Source organism: Paraburkholderia sp. GAS333 (genome assembly GCF_050435665.1).
Lineage (GTDB): Bacteria > Pseudomonadota > Gammaproteobacteria > Burkholderiales > Burkholderiaceae > Paraburkholderia > Paraburkholderia fungorum_A.
Window position 1 is genome coordinate 509,676 of the sequence record NZ_JBNDKS010000006.1, and the last position, 21,043, is coordinate 530,718.

At 60.8% G+C, this 21,043-nt stretch carries 18 protein-coding genes; 12 read left to right on the top strand and 6 right to left on the bottom strand.

Features of this window, described 5'->3' with window-relative positions:
• The first annotated feature begins 138 nt into the window (after positions 1-138).
• The gene (locus ABH945_RS29525; RefSeq protein WP_429252991.1) at positions 139-1,449 is read left to right on the top strand and encodes an Nramp family divalent metal transporter; all 1,311 of its coding nucleotides are present in this window, start codon (positions 139-141) and stop codon (positions 1,447-1,449) included.
• Positions 1,450-1,503: 54 nt separating this feature from the next.
• On the opposite strand, the gene ABH945_RS29530 is transcribed toward ABH945_RS29525, so the two are convergent.
• A complete protein-coding gene (locus ABH945_RS29530; RefSeq protein ID WP_429252966.1) occupies positions 1,504-3,543 on the bottom strand; it encodes a M3 family metallopeptidase in 2,040 nt (679 codons plus the stop codon).
• 119 nt (positions 3,544-3,662) lie between these two features.
• Positions 3,663-4,355, bottom strand: a complete 693-nt coding sequence (locus ABH945_RS29535) for an SDR family NAD(P)-dependent oxidoreductase (RefSeq protein WP_429252967.1) — start codon at positions 4,353-4,355, stop codon at positions 3,663-3,665.
• Between the two features lie 147 nt (positions 4,356-4,502).
• On the opposite strand from ABH945_RS29535, the gene ABH945_RS29540 reads away from it, so the two are divergent.
• The 5 genes from ABH945_RS29540 (at position 4,503) to ABH945_RS29560 (ending at position 10,965) form a co-directional block, all read left to right on the top strand.
• A complete protein-coding gene (locus ABH945_RS29540) occupies positions 4,503-5,432 on the top strand; it encodes a LysR family transcriptional regulator (protein ID WP_429252968.1) in 930 nt (309 codons plus the stop codon).
• A gap of 288 nt (positions 5,433-5,720) precedes the next feature.
• Positions 5,721-6,653 (top strand): hypothetical protein, encoded by a 933-nt coding sequence (locus ABH945_RS29545; protein WP_429252969.1) that lies wholly within the window; start codon positions 5,721-5,723, stop codon positions 6,651-6,653.
• A gap of 766 nt (positions 6,654-7,419) precedes the next feature.
• Entirely contained in the window at positions 7,420-9,144 is a 1,725-nt protein-coding gene (locus tag ABH945_RS29550) for a tannase/feruloyl esterase family alpha/beta hydrolase (protein WP_429252992.1), read from the top strand.
• A 511-nt stretch (positions 9,145-9,655) separates the two neighbouring features.
• Positions 9,656-10,513: an AraC family transcriptional regulator gene (locus tag ABH945_RS29555; protein ID WP_429252970.1), complete on the top strand. Its 858-nt coding sequence runs from the start codon at positions 9,656-9,658 to the stop codon at positions 10,511-10,513.
• A 44-nt stretch (positions 10,514-10,557) separates the two neighbouring features.
• Positions 10,558-10,965, top strand: a complete 408-nt coding sequence (locus ABH945_RS29560) for a DUF2000 domain-containing protein (protein ID WP_074771600.1) — start codon at positions 10,558-10,560, stop codon at positions 10,963-10,965.
• Positions 10,966-11,211: 246 nt separating this feature from the next.
• Here the strand turns inward: ABH945_RS29560 and ABH945_RS29565 are convergent, their stop codons facing one another.
• The 3 genes from ABH945_RS29565 to ABH945_RS29575 form a co-directional block, all read right to left on the bottom strand.
• Entirely contained in the window at positions 11,212-11,412 is a 201-nt protein-coding gene (locus ABH945_RS29565) for a hypothetical protein (protein ID WP_074773235.1), read from the bottom strand.
• A 153-nt stretch (positions 11,413-11,565) separates the two neighbouring features.
• Positions 11,566-11,886 (bottom strand): hypothetical protein, encoded by a 321-nt coding sequence (locus ABH945_RS29570; protein ID WP_074771601.1) that lies wholly within the window; start codon positions 11,884-11,886, stop codon positions 11,566-11,568.
• Positions 11,887-11,911: 25 nt separating this feature from the next.
• Positions 11,912-12,196, bottom strand: a complete 285-nt coding sequence (locus ABH945_RS29575; RefSeq protein ID WP_429252971.1) for a hypothetical protein — start codon at positions 12,194-12,196, stop codon at positions 11,912-11,914.
• A gap of 410 nt (positions 12,197-12,606) precedes the next feature.
• On the opposite strand from ABH945_RS29575, the gene ABH945_RS29580 reads away from it, so the two are divergent.
• Both ABH945_RS29580 and ABH945_RS29585 read left to right on the top strand, forming a co-directional pair.
• Positions 12,607-13,335 carry an AraC family transcriptional regulator gene (locus ABH945_RS29580; RefSeq protein ID WP_429252972.1) on the top strand — a complete coding sequence of 243 codons (729 nt, stop codon included), beginning with the start codon at positions 12,607-12,609 and terminating at the stop codon, positions 13,333-13,335.
• Positions 13,336-13,435: 100 nt separating this feature from the next.
• On the top strand, positions 13,436-14,341 hold the full coding sequence (locus ABH945_RS29585; RefSeq protein ID WP_429252973.1) for an alpha/beta hydrolase: 906 nt from the start codon (positions 13,436-13,438) through the stop codon (positions 14,339-14,341).
• Positions 14,342-14,453: 112 nt separating this feature from the next.
• Here ABH945_RS29585 and ABH945_RS29590 read toward each other — a convergent pair whose 3' ends face one another.
• Entirely contained in the window at positions 14,454-15,449 is a 996-nt protein-coding gene (locus ABH945_RS29590) for a zinc-binding dehydrogenase (RefSeq protein WP_429252974.1), read from the bottom strand.
• 127 nt (positions 15,450-15,576) lie between these two features.
• Here ABH945_RS29590 and ABH945_RS29595 point away from each other — a divergent pair, with 127 nt between their 5' ends.
• The 4 genes from ABH945_RS29595 to ABH945_RS29610 form a co-directional block, all read left to right on the top strand.
• Positions 15,577-16,470, top strand: coding sequence for a LysR family transcriptional regulator (locus ABH945_RS29595; protein ID WP_429252975.1), 894 nt, complete (start codon positions 15,577-15,579; stop codon positions 16,468-16,470).
• A 469-nt stretch (positions 16,471-16,939) separates the two neighbouring features.
• Entirely contained in the window at positions 16,940-18,409 is a 1,470-nt protein-coding gene (locus tag ABH945_RS29600) for a DUF1254 domain-containing protein (RefSeq protein ID WP_429252976.1), read from the top strand.
• Between the two features lie 548 nt (positions 18,410-18,957).
• Positions 18,958-20,514 carry a DUF1254 domain-containing protein gene (locus ABH945_RS29605; RefSeq protein ID WP_253189853.1) on the top strand — a complete coding sequence of 519 codons (1,557 nt, stop codon included), beginning with the start codon at positions 18,958-18,960 and terminating at the stop codon, positions 20,512-20,514.
• A gap of 248 nt (positions 20,515-20,762) precedes the next feature.
• Positions 20,763-21,043 (top strand): transposase (locus tag ABH945_RS29610; protein ID WP_429252977.1); only part of this gene is annotated, 281 nt, incomplete at its 3' end.

Here is a 21,043-nt window from a genome sequence, read left to right on the forward strand (position 1 = left end):
TTCTCTTGCCGGGGCGAGTCGTTTTGCGATCGCTTACCGGCAAGATGATTCGCCATGCAGAATGTTTCCGTCGATACACCGCCCTTCACGCTGCCCGCATCATCCATCGCACAAGACCAACATAGCCCGGAGACTTCGATGAACACGGTGGCGAACCGAACCACGCTCACCGAACGCACCTCGACGGCGATCCTGGACGTGCTCGCCGGCAAGCGGCGCGGCGGCATTCGCTCGATGCTGCTGTTTGCGGGACCGGCGGTGATCGCGTCGATTGCGTACATGGACCCCGGCAATTTCGCGACCAACATCCAGGCCGGCGCGCGGTTCGGCTACTCGCTGCTGTGGGTGGTGGTGCTGGCGAACCTGGTTGCGATGCTGTTTCAGGCGTTGTCCGCCAAACTCGGAATCGTAACGGGCCGCAACCTCGCGGAATTGTGCCGCGAGCAGTTTCCGCGCCCCGTCGTCTACCTGATGTGGGCCGTCAGCGAAGTCGCCGCGATGGCGACCGATCTCGCCGAATTTCTGGGCGGCGCGATTGCGCTGTCGCTGCTCTTCAACCTGCCGCTGATGGTCGGCATGACGATCACGGCCACCGCAACCTACGGCATTCTGCTGTTCGAGAAAAACGGCTTCCGTCCGATGGAAATCGTGATCGGTGCGCTCGTCGGTGTCATCGGTCTTTGTTATCTCGTGGAGATGTTCATCGCGCCGGTCGCATGGGCACAGGTAGGCTTCCACGCCATCGTTCCGTCGATGCCCAACGCCGAAGCGCTGACCATCTCGGTGGGTATCGTCGGTGCAACAGTAATGCCGCACGCCATCTTTCTTCACTCCGGCCTGACCCAAAGCCGCATTGCCGGACGCGATACGCGAGAGCGTCGCCTGCTGCTGCGCTTTTCGAACTGCGAAGTCGTGGTCGCGCTCGCCATCGCCGGGCTCGTGAACATGGCCATGGTCATCATGGCAAGCTCCGCGTTCCACGCGGGTCACAGCGACGTCGCGCAGATCGAAACGGCCTATCACACGCTCACGCCGCTGCTCGGCGCAGGCGCGGCCGCCATTTTCCTGATCTCGCTGATCAGCTCGGGCATTTCCAGTTCCGTCGTCGGGACCATGGCGGGCCAGATGATCATGCAGGGCTTCGTCGGCTTTCGCATTCCCGTGTGGTTGCGGCGGCTCGTCACGATGGTGCCCGCGTTCATCGTGGTGGCGTTGGGCGTGAACGCGACGCAGGCGCTGGTGCTGAGCCAGGTCGTGCTGTCGTTCGCGTTGCCTGTTCCGATGATCGCGCTGGTGCTCTTCACACGACGCCGCGACCTGATGGGCGAATTCGTCAACAGTCGCGTGACGGACTTCGTCGCCATCGTGGCGACAGTGATTATCGTTGTGCTAAACGTTGTCTTGCTGCTTCAGACTTTCGGCTTCGGCGTGTACGGCTTCACTGTCTGACCGCTGCCGCGATCAGACAGACTCAACTTAGTTCGACTACACGCCGTTCACGCATTACGCAGCCAGCAGTCCCCGTTTGCGCAACATCGACGCCGCTTGCGGATCGCGTCCGAGAAACGCCCGGAACGCCGTGCGTTGTTCACGACTGTCGCCCGCGCTATAGACGTAATGCAGCAGCTTGCCGGCGAGCGCCGGATCGAATGCGTCGCCCGCTTCCTCGAAGACATCGAACGCCTCGGCTTCTAGTACTTCCGCCCACATGTAGACGTAGTACCCCGCCGCATAATAATCGCCGCCGAAAATATGGCCGAAATGCGGCAAGCGATGACGCATGCCCACTTCGCGAGGCACACCGAGGCGCCCGCATTCTTCTTCCTCGAAACGGGCGATGTCGATATCGGCGGGGTCTTTCTGCAAATGCAGCGCCAGGTCGATCAGCACCGACGACGCATAAGCCACGGTCTCGAATCCCTGATTAAAGGTTTGCGACGCCCGAATGCGATCGATCAGCACGGCGGGAATCGCCGCGTTGGTCGTCACATGGCGCGCGTGCTTAGCGAGAACCTCCGGCACGGTGGCCCAGTTCTCCATGAGTTGCGACGGCAGTTCCACGTAGTCTTGCGGCACATTGGTACACGACAGCCGCCCATAATTCACGTCGGACAACAAGCCATGCAGACCGTGGCCGAATTCGTGAAACAGCGTGCGCACGTCGTCGAAACTCAGCAACGTGGGGCCGTCGCCGCCGCGCGCGAAATTATTGTTGTTGACTACGACTGGAATCGCCTTGCCGCCGTTACGCGCTTGCCGGCGATAAACGCTCATCCACGCGCCGCCCTGCTTGTTGGGACGCGCGTAGTTGTCTCCAAGGAATACGCCGACCAGTTCGTCGCCGCGCCGCACTTCCCACAGACGCACGTCCGCGTGATAGAGCGGCACACCTGTCTGCTCGACGAAGCGGACGCCGAACAGACGGTTAGCGCAATCGAACATCGCGTTCAGCATCGCCTCGAGACTGAAGTACGGCTTCACTTCGGCGTCGTCCAGCGCATAGCGCGCCACGCGCACTTTTTCGGCGAGGTAGTACCAGTCCCACGGTTCGATGTCCGTGGGTTCGCCGAGTGCCTCGGCTTGCGCGACCAGCGCCTGGCGCTCCCGCGCGGCGCTCGCTTTGGCGGGCTCCCAGACCTGCTCGAACAGCGCGTACACGGCCTCGGGTGTGGCCGCCATGCGGTCGGTCAGCGCGTACTCGGCGTAGTTGTCGTAACCGAGCAAACGCGCCTGTTCCGAGCGCAGCACGAGAATCTCATGCGCCAGCGGACGATTGTCCCGGTCCGGCGCAGTGCCGCGATTCGTCCATGCGCGCCACGCGGCTTCGCGCAAATCGCGTCGCGTGGACCAGGTCAGGAACGGCTGCACCAGCGAGCGCGACAACGTGATCACGTAACCATCGACACCGCGTTCCTGAGCCGCGCTTCGCGCTGACTGCCGCACGAAATCGGGGAGTCCGGCAAGCTCGGCCTCGGTCGTCAGCGGCAATTGATAGCTGGATTCGTCGGCGAGAACGTTTTGCGAGAAGCGGGTGTACAACCCGGCAAGCTGTTCCGCGATGGCCGCGAAGCGCTCGCGCGCGGCGCCTTGCAGCGTCGCGCCCTGGCGCACGAAATCGGTATGCACGCGCGACAGCAGACGCTGTTGCTCTTCGTTCAATTCGAGCGATGCCGCCTGCTCATGCACAACATGCAGCCTCGCGAAAAAAGCGGCGTGCATGAAAACCTTGCTACCGTGTGCGGCGAGTAGCGGCGACATCTCACGCTCCACCGCCTGCAACGCGGGCGGCGACTCCGACGAGCACAGATTCTCGAAGGTCAGCCGGACGCGATCCAGCCTCGCGCCTGCGGCGTCGAACGCGGCGACGGTGTTGTCGAAAGTGGGGGCGTCGGGATTGGCGCCCAGCGCGTCGATTTGCGCGAGGTGCTCGATGAACAGCTCGGCGAAAGCCGGTGCGAAGTGTTCAGGCTGGATTTGCGCGAACGGCGGCAGTTCGTAGCGGGTTTGCCAGTCTCGTAACAGCGGATTGCTGTGGTCGGTCATCGCGATCTGCCTTGTGGGCGTCAAGGTGGTGGAGCCAATATGATAAGACATCGTGCGGGTGGATCAGAGGACCGCGCCCGCAGGTCTCTTGTATTGGTGATTGCCAGTCGCGCCGCCACTCACCACGGAACCACTCTCCCGAGATAATCCAGATAATGCAGTCCTGCGCGGCCGTCGTACTCATTTATCGTATTCACCAGGTTCGGAATACTCTCCTCGATAGTCAGCCGCGCGTCAGGCCCGCCCATGTCCGTGCGCACCCAACCCGGCGCCATCAGCAACAAGGTTCGCGTATCGTCGGCGTGGCGAGCGGCAAAGCTCCGCATGAACATATTCAATGCCGCTTTGCTGCCCCGATAAACCTCGTAATTGCCGTTGACGTTATTCGTGACACTCCCCTGCCCCGACGACATCACGCCAATCGTTCCTGTCGCTGGAACGAGATGCTGAAGCGCTTCGATCACCTTCATCGGACTCAGCGAGTTCGTCACCATCACGCGGACGAATTCTTCAGTCGAGACATCCGCGATAGTTTCCCAATCGGCGTTTTTCACGCCGGCATTTACGAACAGCAGATCGATCTGCCGGTCTGCGAGACGGGTGCGTAAATCGGCGATTTGCGCCGGGATCGTGATATCGACGGTTTCCACTTCGAACGCGCCGCCGAGTTGCCGAAGTTTGTCCAGCGAGTCGGGACGGCCGGTGGCGATCACGCGCCAGCCGCGTTTGAGATATTCGGCGGTCATCGCCAGTCCGAGACCACGCGATGCGCCGATGAGAAGCGCGGTTTTCTGCTGAGTCGGAGTTTGCATGTGAGCTGTCCATTGTCAATCACCGAAGCTGGATCGCGTCGGATCAGTCCAATGTATCCGCGCCCGGCACATGGCGGAAGACGCAACACATGCATTCATAACTTGCACCCAACGCCTTGTCACGCGATGCGATGTTACGATCGAAGCATGTCCGAACCCGACCTAAATCTGCTGATTGCGCTCGATACGCTGCTCGCCGACGGTAGCGTCGCGGGCGCTGCCCGTCGCCTGGGGCTGAGTGCATCCGCGATGAGCAGAACGCTCGCGCGGCTGCGTGCGGCCACCGGCGACCCGTTGCTGGTCCGCGCGGGTCGTCAGATGGTATTGACGCCCTATGCCGCGGAAATCCGCGAGCGCGCGCGAAATGCGGCTCATGAGGCCCGCGCGTTGCTGCGTCCAACGCAGGCCCAAGTCGATTTCTCGACGTTGCGGCGGACCTTCACGATTCGTGTCAACGACGGTTTTGTCGAAGCGCTCGGCTCGCCGCTGATCGCCGCGGCCACGGCGGTCGCACCGCATGTCTGCCTGCGGTTTGCGCCGAAATCCGACAAGACCGCGACGCACTTGCGCGACGGTTCGGCCGATCTCGAGATTGGCGTGCTGGGCGAAATGGGCCCCGAGGTCCGTGTGCAGGCGCTATTTCGCGATCGCTTCGTGGGCGTCGTCAGGAAGGGGCATCCGCTTGAACTGGACGGCGAAGTGAGCGTCGGGCGATACGTCGCGTTCGGCCATGTCGTCGCGTCGCGGCAGGGGCGTATGAGTGGCCCCGTCGACGAAGCGCTGGCTGCGTTGGGTCTCGAACGAGCGATCGTGGCCGTGGTTCCGAGCTTTCCCACGGCGCTCGCGGTGGCCCGCACTTCGGATCTGATCGCACTCGTGCCCGCGTCCTTTCTCGGCGACCGGGCGGAATCTCACGACGATGCTGCGAGCGCCGCAACATTCGTCTTCGAGCTTCCCGTGGTAACCGAAAAAATTACCGTGTCGCAGATGTGGCATCCGCGTCTGGAGGTCGATCCGGTTCATCGCTGGTTGCGTCAGCTGGTGCTGTCGGTTTGTCGCGAGCGCTTGCCGCTGTGAATTCGTAACGACGGGTTCACTCGCCATTCTGTCGGTGTGACTGTACTTTTCGGCACTCGTTTTCCTATTCGGCGCGGAAGCGACCGCCGCCATTAGCGACGCCACGAGCCGTCGAAGGCTTCCATCGCAATCGGCAAAAAGCCCGCGATGCCGCGTCGCTGACGCATCCCGCTGCTTCCTCCGCCCTCGCGGCACAAAAAATGCGTACGGTACGGGGGTCCCACCCTGCGCAGCAGCGCAGTCTGCATTGCGGGCATACCGGCATCGACAAAGACATGGAGGCAGACAATGGACCAGACCAGATATCCAGCGGATTCCACGCTGGCGGCAAACGATCCGGTGACGTTCGCGCATCGGCACGACGGCGTGGTCTCCTGGGGCGCCATATTTGCCGGTGGTGTGGGCGCGGCTGCGTTCGCGCTCATCCTGCTGACGTTGGGCACCGGCCTCGGTTTGACGTCGATCTCACCGTGGTCGTCAGCGCCGTCGAACGCGAAGGCATTCGGCTTTGCGGCAGTGCTGTGGGTCTGCGTCACGTCGATCCTCACGTCGGGCCTGGGCGGCTATCTCGCGGGACGGCTGCGCCGCCGCTGGCTGGCCGTCGATATCGACGAAATGCACTTTCGCGATACCGCTCACGGTTTCCTGAGCTGGGCGGTCGCGACGCTCTTCACGGCGGCGATCCTGACTTCGGCTATTTCGGGCATCGTGCGCACGGGCGCGCAGGCCGCGGCGCTCACAGCGTCGAGCGGCGGCACCATCACGATGGAGACGATGCAGCGCGGCAATCCAGCCAGTCAGATGAACACCTGGCCGCTCGGTTATTTCATCGATTCTCTGTTCCGCATGCCCGCCGGGGTGCCCGCTCCTTTGCCGGATGCTTCGGGACGCAACGAAACACCGCGTCTCGAAACCGCGCGCATCTTCCTCAATAGCGCGGCAACGGGCGATCAACTGTCGCCGGAAGACACCGCCTATGTCGGTCAACTCGTGGCGCAGCGTACCGGCCTCGCGCCTGACGCGGCTCAGGCGCGGGTGACGACGACCTACACGCGCCTGCTGCAAAAAATCACCGCACTCGACGCGGCCGCAAAAGACGCCGCCGACAAGGCGCGCAAGATCACGATCGGCGCGTCGCTGTGGCTGTTTGTTTCGCTGTTGATGGGCGCGTTTTCCGCGAGTCTGATGGCAACGTACGGCGGGCGGGAACGCCAGCTTTAATTGGGACTTCGATTCACTTTCCGAAGGGGGTTTTCATGCGTTCCATTCTTCTTTATATGCTCGGCGTGCCGATTCCAATCATCATTCTGATCGCGCTGTTCTGGCATTGAGCGCCGACGCTTTGTGGATCGCCGGACGGTCGTCCGGCGGCCGCCTTAGCGATCGTCGCCGCAAGCGCGACATTCGTACCGCGCCAATCTGGGGGATGCGTCATGGTTCAACGCGCACTGGTTAGCTGGAGAAAGTCTTCGTTTGTCGCATGGGTGTCCGTCGCGACTGGCGCGGTTTTCCTCGTGCTCGCGCTGCCAATGGCGGCATTTGGTGCGTTCGTCATCGGGGCTTGTTGCGCGTATGCTGCGCGGCGGAATCGGCGGTAGCAGGGGCTTAGGCCAGGGCTGACGCTGGAGGCGAGGTTTTCGCCGGTCTGCGTCAGGAGCGCCGTCAACCTGAAATTCTCCGCTGCTGTCAGCCCGCATCGACCTGATTAAGAAAAGTAACGCGTCCAGGATTCATGCGAACCCACCACCGCATGACTAACCGGCAACGGTTGCCGAACTCGTTCACGCATGAGGTCAAGGTTGCCGCCTAGTGGACGTTTGTTGTCGTCATCACAGCCGCCAAACTCAGGACCTTGCGGCAAGACTATTGACAGGAACGCTAAGTAATACCAGATTTGCAAGGCGCTCTCCCGACGTCTTGCAAACCAGGCGATACGCAGACGACATGGCGAACGCACCAATCCAACTATCGGAGACAGGCCATGCAGATGCAGCGTACCGCCCGGAAATCCGGCGGCATCGGTTCCTCGTTAATCGTCGCGCCCGTGCTTACCGCGCTCTCGCTAAGCGGTTGCGGCGACAGCCTCAACCCGCCCGCGGCGGCGGCTACGCCGCTCACCTGCTCGCAACTCGTCGGCAAGACCGTGCCGGCGGCGTCCATCGGCTTACCGACTACCGGCGCGACCGTGTCGGCCGCCACCACGATGCCCGCGTCGGGCAGCGGCGCGACGGCGGTTGGCGAATATTGCCTGGTGAGCGGCGCGATCAGTCCTGTCGATCCGAACGCACCTCAGATCAAATTCCAGATCGCAATGCCCACCACCTGGAACAACAAGGTCATGATGTTCGGCGGCGGCGGCTACGACGGCACGATTCCCGCACCGACCGGCAACGTCCCTGCCGGACCCACGACGCAACTCACACCGCTCGGACGCGGTTACGCAACCTTCGCCAGCGATTCGGGACATCAGGCGAACGCGCTCGGCAGCGAGGACGCGTCATTCGGCGTGAACGACGAAGCGATCAACAACTTCGACGGCGACGCGCTGAAGAAAACGCGCGACGTCGCGGTCTATCTGATCGACGCGCGCTACGCGGTGAAAGCACCGAAGCGCGCGTACTTTGCGGGCGGGTCGTCTGGCGGTCGTGAGGCACTCGCCGTCGTGCAGCGCTGGCCGCAGGATTGGGACGGCTCGATCGTGCTCTACCCCGCGTGGGCGGCCGCCAGCCTCGACTTGCAGTTTGGCCGCATCACGCGCGCTCTTGCCGCGCCCGGCGCGTATGTGGATCAGGCCAAGCGCAAGGTCCTGCTCAACGCCGTGCTCGCCGCCTGCGATACGCTCGACGGCGTCGCCGACGGCGTGATCAGCAACGTCGCGGCCTGCAACGCCACGTTCGATCCGTCGACCGCGACGCTCAACGGCACGCCTCTGCGTTGTACCGGCGGCACGGATACCGGCGATACGTGTCTGTCGGATGCACAGATTTCGGCGCTCAACGTGTACAACACGCCGATCACGTTCAGCTACACGCTCGCCAGCGGCGAAACGCAGTATCCCGGCTTCAACGTGTATGGCGCAGATCTGGGTATTGTCAACGCGTCGGCCTTGCAGCCGACCGTCACGACGCTTGCCATGGGCACTTCGCAACCCGCGTCGCCGATGCCCACCACCGCTCCGTACATGAGCGTTTTCTGGGACCAGTGGATCCGCTACTTCGTCACGCGCGACGCGAGCTACAACTCGCTGAATGTCGATCCGCAAAACCCGGGCAGTCTGCAGGCGCGGATCAGCCAACTGACGGGGTTGCAGGACGTCAACAAAACCGATCTGTCGGCGTTCAACGCAAAGGGCGGCAAAATCCTGATGGCGCATGGGATGGCCGACGCACTGGTCAGCACGCGCTCGTCCGAGCAGTACTATCAGCGGCTGCAATCGACGATGGGGGCGTCTACCGTCGCTAATTTTGTGCGTTTCTACGAGATTCCGGGCTACGGACACGCGGTGAGTTCAGTCTTCAACGCAGCGTGGGATTCGCTCACGACGCTGGAGAACTGGGTCGAGAAAGGTGTCGCGCCACCCGCACAAATTGTCGCGGATACAGCGGGCGTACCGGGGCGCACGCGGCCGCTTTGCGAATATCCGGCTTTCCCGCGGTATAGCGGTTCCGGCGACGTGAATGCCGCGTCGAGCTTTACGTGTGCGACGCAGTGAGGTGGTGTTGTAGCGCGGTGGTGCGGTGGTGCGGTGGTGCCGTCGTGCCGTCGTGCCGTCGTGCCGTCGTGCCGTCGTGCCGTCGTGCCGTCGTGCCGTCGTGCCGTCGTGCATTAATGATGGCAGGGGCGACGCTCTTGTATTCTTCTTTGCTTTGTCCTGCTTTCGCTAACGGTCTTTGACTGGCGGATGAAGCCGAGCGGCGCCCGGAAAAAGTTGCCCGATTGACGTTCGATCTGCCATCGGGGCGTACTCTTCGGCGCGCGGTGAAAGGAGCGACTCGCGGATGACGGCAGTCGGCGGCTGCACGCGCAGGCTCGACCATTGAAGGATGGCTTTCGCAGACAGCGCCGCGCGCTTTCCTTTGCGCGAAGGCCTGCACGCTCACTCTCCGACGCGGCGCGGCTCTTCGCACAGGGAACGCGGACGCCCTCCTGCCACATCGTCCACCGACCGCTGACGTACACTTCTGCGCAGTAATGCCGAGTGATGACAAGGAGCAAAGCAAGTTATGACGAGCGCGACGACACGCGACGGCCGCGCGGACAACTGGCTGGTCGCGCGACGCGATCAGGAGACCGGCATCGAAGGTTTGCGCGCGCACTTCAGCGGCCACGCGTACGACCCTCACGATCACGACGACATGCTGATCGGCTACACCGAGCAGGGTGTGCAACGCTTCCAGTGCCACCGGTCGCTGCACACGAGCGTGCCGGGCCGCGCGATCCTGATCGAACCGGGCGCGCTGCACGACGGCCACGCGCCAGACGCGAGCGGCTTCACCTACGCGATGCTGTATCTGCCGCAAGCCTGGGTCGAGCAGGCGGCGCGGCGGCTGAATATTGCCGGACTAAGTGGCGTCGAAGCGGCCTTCGGCCATACGCTGGTTGACGACCGCAGCCTCGTCGATGCGATCCGCCAGGCATTCATGGCCATTTACGGCGACGAAGGCAGGCTTGCACGCGACCAGACTCTCGACCGCCTGCTAATGCAACTCGGCGGCCAGTTGCGCGACGCACCACTGACGGACGAACTCGCCGCGCCGCCCGCCGTCGCCCGCGTGCGCGATCTGTTGCACGAGCAGATGGACGGCAACCTCGGACTCGACGAACTTGCCGATATGGCCGGCATTGACCGGTTCCGCCTGACTCGCCTGTTTCAGCGCACGTTCGGCACGTCGCCGCACGCGTATCTGGTGCGCTTGCGCCTGCGCGCCGCGCGCAGATTACTGGCGGTCGGCCGTACGCCCGCACAAGTCGCCGCCGAAGTCGGCTTCGCCGATCAGAGCCATCTTGGCCGCTGGTTTCGCCGCGCTTACCGGATGACGCCGGCCGCCTACCGGCGCATGTGCACAAACGTTCCAGACTGATTACCTCGGGTCACCGATCATGAGCGTCTCAACGAGGAGCAATCATGTTCGATACCAAAGTGGCCCTGATCGTGCGCGACGATCTCGCGGTCTGGCAAAAACTCAATGTAGTCGCGTTTCTCGCGACCGGCGTTGCCGCTGCAATGCCCGAAGCACTCGGTGAGCCCTACGAGGATGCAGCCAACCGTCAATACGGTCGCATGCTTGGTCAACCGATGCTGGTATTCGCCGCCGACCTGCCCGGTCTTCAGGCTGCGCACCGGCAGGCACTGACCCGCGAACTCAAGATCGTGCCGTATGTCCATGCGATGTTTTCGACCGGGCACGATGCAGCGAATCGCGAAGTTTTTCGTGCCGGCGATGCGGCGAATCTCGACTTCGTGGGCCTCGCGTTGCATGGCCCCAAGAAAGCCGTGGACAAAGCGGTGAAAGGCTTGTCTTTGCACGCGTGAGCGTGGACGTGAGCAGCCTCGCAGCGCTGAACGCGTGGCGATAGACAAACACAGCTTGTCAACCGGGCGTTTGCCATCGTCGTTGACTGCCTATGTCCGCGTGCACCCACCCTCCTGAATGTTGACCTGTCGGCCGTCGATCTGCTTCACGTGGCGGCTCGCCGCGCGAGTCCGCCCGCCACTGCCACTCTCAGCTCTCAGCTCTCAGCTCTCAGCTCTCAGCTCTCAGCTCTCAGCTCTCAGCTCTCAGCCGTGACTATCGACCCACGCCCGGCACCAGTCGAGCCCGGCTATGCGCGCTTCATCGTCCGATTCATAGGTGCCGAGTACGCCGGAACCTTCGACGAGCTTGCCCTCGCGCATGATGGTTCCGCCCGCTGCATATCCGCCGTTCTGCAGAATGGCGTGGCCCCAAACGGAATATCCCTTGTAGTTTTCCGACTCCACTTTCTGTCTCTGCATTGAGCTGCATTGAACTGCTTTAGCGACTTTCAGCGCGGCAATACGATGGCCTCACAGGTACCAGTATCGGGTCCCATCAGTTCTCCCGCAACCTGTTACACGAAGGCAGCCGTCAACCCGAACTGACTTATTACGAGTTCAGACACGAAGCACGTTACCTTCCGGCGTAATCACTCTCGGAATATAGAGGGACGGCGGAACAGACGGCTTCTTTACCACAGCGACCGGCGCATGTTTGACCGGGGCCGATCGGGACAGCGGATCTGCCACACGCCGCGGCACCACCTTGCCGGCATTGCGGCTGGTGACAGTCGCACCGTGAGTCTTCGGCGCAGACTTGCTCGTGGGTGCGCCAATGCGTGCCTCAGGCGGATTCCATATCTCCACGTAGCGCTCCCCCGCCGACACCGATGAAGCGATCGTCAGCAGGAGTACGCCGGCGCCAAAAACTCGAAGCATGTTCTCTCCGTCTATCTGTTTGCGTCTACGGACGACAAGACCTTGCCGTACCAATGCACGAACCGTCGCAGCCGTCACAGTAATGGCGGTCGCGCACCGAACGGTCGACACGCCATGCACTCGATGCGACCGCCGCCGCGGTGCCCACCGAGCGGCCGTTTTCGCTGGCATAAAACGTCGGCTCGCCGGCTTTGCCGCGACGAATGGCTTCGTCAATTTCCTGCTCGCCAAATGCCGACTTCATGTCGGCAACGAATGCCGCTGTTTCCGGCATCGGATGACTGACAGGCTTCCGCACGCGCATGTCCATCAATTGGACTCCAGAAAAGTGCCGGTTCACTGTTTCAACCGCTCATGCCGGATACTGTACATTCATACAGTAATTTTCGCAAACGAGACTTTCGGCCTGTCTGCGGATTGTTGTCCCTTCACAATAAATAAGAAAAAATGCAAACGTAGGCGGCCTCCGTCAGACGAACATATTTTCTTAATAGCCCGGAGCGCTCTCGACTACCGGCACTCGATGCAGCGAATGGCCGCATTTCTTTCAGAGAGACCGCCGCTCCGCCAGACGATGCAGGCTGAACTATACTGACTCGCTCCCGCACAGCCAGCCTGCCAATGTCGTCTGTAGCCCAACCGCGCAACTCTTCTGCGCAGTGCACGTCCCGCAGCACCAATCCCGCAGACTATCAGGGTGCTCCCGGTCTAGCTTCCGTCATGGCCAAGGAGTATGCAGACGGTTTTGCCGTCGGCGAGCATAGGCACGCTCGCGCGCAATTGATCTATGCGACGCGCGGCACCATCGAAGTCATAGCTGGGCAGAAGCTTTGGCTCGTTCCGCCGCAGCGGGCGCTCTGGATGCCGGCCGGCATGCCACACGCGATGCGCGCGCGGGGGGCCGTTTCATTGCGCAGCCCGTACATCCGTACCGAAAACTGTCCACCCGGATTTCCTGATGAACCGCTCGCCGTCAACGTAACTCCGCTATTGCGCGAGCTGATCATACGCGCTGCATCGATTCCGCTCGACGACGAACCTGCCGGGCGCGATAGCCTTGTCATCGCGCATCTGCTCGCCGAAATCGAATGGGTGCCGGGCCATCCACTGCGCATGCCGAGTGGCGGCGATCGTCGACTCAAGCGGATTTGTGACGCGATTCTCAGTGCGCCTGCCGACGCGCGTACGCTCGACGCGTGGGCCAGGCAAGCGGGTGCGTCGACGCGCACGCTCGCGCGCCTTTTTGTCGCCGAAACCGGCATGTCGTTCGTGCATTGGCGCCAACTCGTGCGCGTCCAGCATGCGTTGCCGCTGCTCGCGGCCGACAGGCCCGTCGGTGAAGTGAGCATCGCGCTCGGCTACGAAACGCCGGGCGCCTTTACGGCGATGTTCCGTCGCGTGACAGGCACGACACCGAGCGCCTATTTCAGCTTGTCCGATCCGGCGTAGTGGATGTCCAGATCGAGGGTGAGTTGCGCGCCGCGGCCGGGTATCGTGACGCCTCATGCGCCGAATTGAAGCGCGTCAGGTAATTCACCAGGGATACGCAATGGAACGTCAAAACGTGGACTTTCTTTCAGAGGGCGTGCGTCTGCGCGGCTGGTTCTATCTGCCCGCACAGGCGCTGGCGGGCGCGCATCCGGCCATCGTGATGGCGCATGGATTCTCCGCAGTCAAGGAGCAGTATCTTGATCGCTACGCCGAGGTGTTTGCGAACGCGGGTTTCGCTGTGCTCGTCTACGATCACCGTAATTTCGGCGAGAGTGAAGGGATGCCCCGCCAGGAAGTCGACCCGGCTTTGCAGAAGCGAGGCTATCGCGATGCGCTCAGTTATGTGTCGACGCGCCCCGAGGTGGATGCGTCGCGCATGGGCATCTGGGGTTCAAGTTTTAGCGGTGGGCATGTGCTTGAAGTTGCTGCGATTGATCGGCGCGTGAAGTGCGTGGTCTCGCAAGTGCCGCAGATTAGTGGTTATCAGTCGGCATTGCGCCGAACCCGCGCCGATCACGTGCCGGCGTTGCTAAGCCGTTTCGAGTCGGACCGTGCGCGGCGCTTCGCCGGAGGATCGCCCGCCATGCTGCCCGCGACGAGTGCCGACTCCGCCGAGCCATGCGCGATGGCAGGCGCGGACAGCCACGAGTTTTTCGCCGGAACAGCGGCTTTTTCGCAGAACTGGCACAACGAGGTAACGCTGCGCAGCGCCGAGCTTTCTCGCGAACATGAGCCCGGTGTGTACATCGCGCGCATCAGCCCCACACCGTTGCTGATGATCGTCGCGGATGCCGACACGTTGACTGCCACCGATTTGTGTTTGCGTGCGTATGAGGAAGCGCTGCAACCCAAGCAACTCGAGATGATCGCGGGCGGACACTTTACGCCCTATGTAGAGCACTTCGACACTACCAGTCGGTGCGCTGCGGACTGGTTCAGGCGTCATTTGAGCGCCGACCATTGATGCAAGGCACGGTCCGGATCTGACCGTGCCTTGTTGTCCACGAATTGCCGACATACACCATCGGTCACGACAGACTCCTGCGCCGCACCGAGGCGCCCCCTCCGCTGACGACCTAAGTGACGAGGACAGCTTTGGCGCCATCCGCAGATTCGTAAGCCATCGCGAGCCTGATCTGATCGCGATGAAATTCTTTACCGATTCTGGTCGTGAACATGGAATCGTCGATCACGCCTTCAAGCGTTTTCAGCGCGGCAACAAGCCTCGCCTGCTCCTTCACTGTCCGGCTTTCGAAATTGCTGAACCGCTTCATGCTCAGGTTCTTCATCATGAACAGTACGGACTGAATGGAAAACGGCGCAGTGCCTCCCAAAAAGCCGTAGAAATAGATCGTCGAATTCATCGGCAACGCAGGGGCGATGCTCGTTAGCAAGTCGCCGCCGACCCCATCGAATACCGCCGTCGCCCCCAGTTCGGCGGAAAGCACACTGAGCCTGTCGTTGAAGCCCTCGGTAGTGACGATGACATGCTCCACGCCCAGACGGGCCAGCGCGTCCCGCGCTGCCGTTGTACGCACCAGCAAAATCGCCGGTATGTTTCTTCTGCGCGCAAGCGAAGCGAGCGCGTGTCCGGTGGCCGAATTTCCAGCCGTGACGATGACGCTCCTGTGGCCCGCGCTCACGATTTCTTCGAGGAAGGCGTAGGCCGTCATGACGTTGACGAGCGAGCCGCAATAGTCGCGCGCACGAACATGGTCCGGCAAGATCAAACAGGTCGTATAAGGTACATGTGCCCGTTCGCACCAAAGCCCAACACTCTCCGGGCTTCTGTCAAGCGACCGGTATACCGCCACCTGCTTGCCCGTATATTCCAGGGGAACGCCTGCGCCCACTGCGACCACGCGCCCAGCCCCGGAGGCACCCCATACTCCATGCGGACCCAGCGCAAGGGCGTTACCCGCTGCCGTGGGCATCCTCAGGAAAGTCTTGTCGCCGTGGTTGATTGCCGAGGCGTCCATGTCGATCAGCACATGGCCGGGCGCAGGCTCGATCGGGGTCGGGATGTCACGAACCTCGAGCTCGCGGTCGGGTGTTACGCAAATTGCTTTCATCGTTCAACTCCTCCGGGTTACATGTCGGTAATGGCATGACCGTACGATAAGCAAACTCATTCATTGCCGAAACGCTGTCTCAGGGCATACCATCCATTCCACTCTGGAATCGATGCGGATAGCCCCTATGGATCGAATGAACGCGATTCGCCTGTTTGTACGCCTCGTCGAATGCGGCAGTTTTTCTGCCGTTGGGCGGGAGGAAGGGATTGGACAGCCTGCGGTCAGCAAGCAGATCGGCGCGCTGGAACGGCATCTTGGCGCCCAACTCGTTTTGCGGACCTCGCGCCAGGTTGTGATCACGGACGCGGGACAAGCTTTCTACGAGTCAGCGAGGCAACTGGTGGATGACTTCGACGCGCTCGAGTCGTCCGTAGGCGAGCGGCAGCAGTCGCCACGAGGCGTGGTCAGAGTCAATACGGCTCCGGCGCATGGCCGGCTTTGCATCACGCCGCTGCTACCGGAGTTCTTCCGGCAGTATCCGGACGTCGCGATTGAATTGTCGGTATCGGAACGGCATGTCGATCTTGTCGGCGACGGCGTCGATCTGGCAGTTCGCCATGGGCGACTGATGGACTCTTCCCTCACTGCGCGGAAGCTATCCGAGACAGACTTCGTGCTCACGGCCAGCCCTGGCTATCTTGCCGATCATGGTATTCCGACGCGGCTTGCGGACCTTGATAAGCACGCCTGCATCGTCTTTGCGAATGGCCGCGAGCGCTACCCGTGGTCGCTCAGGAACGGTAAGGAGCGCGTCTCCTACGTGCCGCACGGGTCGCTGCTGACTGGCGATGCGGAGCACATTCGCGCGGCTGTGCTGCACGGCCTTGGCATCGCACAGGCGCCTTTCTGGCTGATGGCGAAAGAAATTCAGTCCGGCGAGGTCCAGTTGTTGTTGCCAGATTTGCAACCCGATCGCGTGCCTATTCATCTTGTCTATCCAGCGGGTCGCCGGGTACCGATGAGGGTTCGAGTGTTCATCGAATATCTTGTTTCGGCATTTGCGCGTTCAGAACTTTGAAGTGCAGTTTCGTGACCTTTGACTGCAAGTGCACCAACGCCGCCACGCAGAATCGTCGCTTGCTACGTGTGCCGCCTGAACGGCTCATAGTGACCACATAGAGCCCGACGTGATCAGACCAGGCCTACCCATAACGGCCGGCCGCGCCGATACCGACGATACGATTGCTCTCCGACTCGTTGCAAGTCATTCATTGTCACTGGGAGCGACCGATGGCCGATTGTCTGCCGGGCACGGCCCGGTAAATGGGACGGACCTTTCACCAAAGGGCAATCTGGTTGCCCCTATCCCCTATCGCGTCGTACCGCGGCATCAGCGACACTAAGGGGGGTGAGTAGCGAACGCATTGTGTTCGGATTGAGACCAGCCCGCGGTCCTGTGGAATGCTCCGCGGTGCAATGCAGCAATGGGCTCACGCGCGCATCCGGTCCCGACGTGGTCCTTCTGTTAATCGAGGCGGTGTCAACTCATGATGAACATGACAAAACGGCGCTTTACGATGGCAGTGATTTACCTGCTCGCTCTCGCATCCGGCACCGCCGGTGCCCAGGATGGTAAAGAGCCGCTTGGAGGCCAGCCGGCGGCGGGCAGCCGACCGTCCGCAGACCTCAATTATCAGATATTGAGGCAGCGTGCATTCGAAGCGGTCAATTGGGCGCTGCCCGCTGTGGAGATTTATCGCTTTCGTCCCGCTGGCGCCGAAGCCCTCGGTTTGAAGGACAACGATATCCTGGCGTATTCGAAACCGGCAACGCCGAATCTCGAAGTAGTGACAGGTAATAGTTCGACGCCTTATATCTCCGCATTTACGGACCTTCGCAAGGGACCGGTAGTGCTCGAAATTCCACCGTCTGGAACAGACGGCAGTCTGTATGGACAGGTCGTCGACGCGTGGCAATTTACGATTGCCGACGTCGGTCCATCTGGACTGGATCAGGGAAAGGGCGGCAAATATCTGTTCACCCCGCCGGGCTATACCGGACCGATCCCTGAGGGATATATCCACGTTGCGTCTCCCAACTATCGGATCACGATGGCATTCCGCTCGATCGTGCAACCCGGAAAAACGGTCGACGATGCGTTCAATTTCTCGCACCGGCTACGCCTGTACTATCTTTCGGATGCTGCCAATCCACCGCAGCAACGGTTCGTCGACCCAGGCAATCAGCGCTACTCGACACTCCCGTTTTTCGACGAACGGTTTTTCAATGATCTTGCCGACATAGCTAACGTCGAGCCCGTCAGGCCCGAAGACAAAGTGATGATGGGTATGCTCGCGTCATTGGGAATCCAGAAAGGCAAGCCGTTCAATCCGGATGCCGAGACGATCCGGGCAATGCGCCAGGGCGCTGCCGACGCATGGTTCAGCCTGCAGTCATACTTCGATCATCCACCCAAAGAGGTTCTCTACTGGCCCGACCGGCACTACATTTCATTACTGCTCCCCGACGAAAAAAAGCAATTCGATTATGTGTACGACGACCGGGTTGATTATGTAGGACGGGCCAGGGCTTTCTTCTGGTGCATCTACATGCCCAAGACGCTGAGCGATTCGCCGGGGACCATGTATATGGTTGCCGTGGCCGACAAGAACGGCAAACTGCTCGACGCAAAGACGAACTACAAGATCACGCTTCCGGCGGCGATGCCTGCAAAGCAATTCTGGGCCATCACCGTCTACGACCATGCGACGTGGACTTACATTTACAGCAACAGCGAACGCACCACTTTGTCTTCGTACGACATGGACAAGATGAAATTGAATAGCGACGGCAGCGTAACGATCTACGTCGGCCCGCACGCGCCAAAGGGACTTGAATCAAACTGGATTCCGACGGCTGGCCGGCGTCCCGCTCCGACAGTACGGTTCTACGGACCGACGGAGGAGTTGATGAACAAATCGTTCAGGCTCCCTGATTTCGAAGTTGTGGGCAAATAGGGAAAGGGATCTGGCTATTCGCCAGGCTTGCAGGTCTGGTGAGATTGAGTATCGGCACTGGCAGCGCGAAGCGCGGTTCGCAATCGGCAGAGCTCAGGCTTGAAGCAGACGTTTACCCGAAACAGTTGGCCATGAGGGCAAATGTCGCCCCATGGCTTAACCGTGGCCGACGTTCATTGTGTTGCATCGACCGGTTGAATCCGCCGGGCGTAGCGGTTGAATCCTCATTCCAAAGACATCGAATCATAGTCTGATTGCCCACACGGGCAATTCCGTTGCCCTTTGTCCCAATAGCCAATTCTCCAGAAAAACTCGATCCTCCTGCGAGTAATCGACCCGAGAATATTCTCAGGGCATACAAGATTACGCGCTTCCTTAGAGCACGTAACGATGACTCTTTCACGTAGAGATTTTCACCGCGTAAGCATGGCCATGGCTGGCGTTGCTGAAAGGTCCGGACTTCACATTCGGTCCTTTCGAAGATAGATCTTCCGGCCGCAGCAGCAGGACTGCACTTTACGATTCTGAGAAGCCACAGGAGTACAGCCGTGAATACATCGCAATCCGCAATCACGAAAAATCTTGCTGCCGCGCTGGTCGCGCTAGCCGTTGCGGGGTATTACCCTGAAGCATTTGCTCAATCACAGCAGCCGACGCCCGCTCAGACTCTTGCCGCAAGCCATGACGCGCTGGCGAACGCGCCGTTTTCCGGGGACTTTCCCACCAATGAATCAGCCGAACTGCTTCGGGACGAACTGTACTTCCAGCGAGCTGTTCAGGTCTATTTATGGTCGCTGCCCGCGATCAACATGTTCGCGATGAAAGAGGGCTCGGAGAAAATCTACGGTGCTGGATACAACGTGCTTCCGGTCTGGAAAGAGCGCCTTAATGCGAAAACGCAAGTCACCACGCCGAACTCCGATTGTCTTTACGCGATGACGTACGTCAATCTTGCCGAAGACGGCCCGATCGTTGTCGAAGTGCCTCCCAAGAATCAGGGTATCCTGGACGACTTCTATCAACGGCCGCTCTCGGGCCCGACGATCGACGGGAAAACGTATACGGGCGACTTCGGATTTGCCGGGCCTGACGGCGGCAAGGGTGGCAAGTATCTGATCGTCCCGTGGAACTACAAGGGAGCCGCGCCCAAAGGCTATTACCTTTACCGTTCCCGGACCAACAATGTATTCGTGTTTTACCGGGGCTTTTTCACCGACCCGAAAGATCTCAAACCCGCTAACGCGCTGATTGCAGGCACGCGCATTTATCCTTACGGCAAAAAGGATTCTGCCAAACCGATGCAGTTCCCCGATGGATCGGCGACGCCTGCCGATATGCTGTTTCCGCATGACGGCACGTATTTCGACATGCTGGCCCGTTTTGTCGATCAGGAAACGGTCGACCCCGCAGATATGGACTGGCGCGGCATGATGGCGGCGATCGGTATTGAGAAAGGCAAACCGTTCCAGCCCACGGCCCGGCAGCGCGAGCTGCTGGACAAGGCGGCGAAAACCGCGTTTGGGATGAGCAAGGTCGAAATCTATAACGGTCTGGTGGACCAGCCCGAGGCCAAATACTATCCAGACCGGCAATGGGTGAACGTCTTCGCCGGCCAGAACCCGTTGTTCCAGGCAAGCAGATCGTTCACCAACCTCGCTCAACGGGATGCGTACTTCACAACTGCTTACGCGACCAGCCCAGGAATGGTCGTAGACCTCGTCGAAAAGGGTGCGAAATATCCGTCGACCTGGCGCGACGCGGATGGCAATTTTCTGGAGGGCGGAAGCAGCTATCAACTTCATCTGCCGCGCGATATTCCTGCTGCCAACTTCTGGTCAGTCACGGTGTACGACTCGATCAATGCGTCCGGATTGCAAAACGGTCAGCCCCTGCCCTCGTTAAATTCGATGGACAAGCCGGTGCAGAACGCCGATGGTTCATACGATCTTTACTTTGGCCCGAACGCACCGGCAGGCAAGGAGCGTAACTCGGTGAGGACGGTTCCGGGCAAGGGCTATTTCATTATTTTGCGTCTGTATAGCCCTAAGGAGGCGTTCTTCAAGAAGACCTGGAAGCCTGACGACCTCAAGCGCATTTCGCAATAGAGAGGCTTATGTGAGAGGCCGGCCGTTCGCTTTGCACTGAGTGAGCGGCCGTTTCCGAGGTCAATGCTGACCTTCAGACGACCGGCAAGCGGCATATCCGAAGGGCCGGCTTTGGTCGTACCCGGAAGGTCGCCCGGAGTGTGTGTGCGATGCATCGTCCTGGTCAACGAACTTCCCTGATCGACCGAGACCGTGTGAAAACGCGTTGATCGCCTAAACTGAATCAACACGCTGATACCGGGTGACTCATGAAGCGATTCGTTGAGGGCGATGACCGCAAGCAGGTCGCACTGCTTCCCGAATGCGTCGACGACTACATTGGGCAGGACAATCCGGTCAGGGTCATCGATGCCTTTGTAGAAGAGTTGGATCTCGCAGAACTTGGATTCGACGGTACAACACCCGCGCTCACCGGACGCCCGTCCTATCATCCTGGAGTGATGCTCAAGATCTTTATCTACGGGTATCTGAACCGGATACCCTCCAGCCGGCGTCTTGAGCGCGAGTGCCAGCGCAACGTCGAGATGAT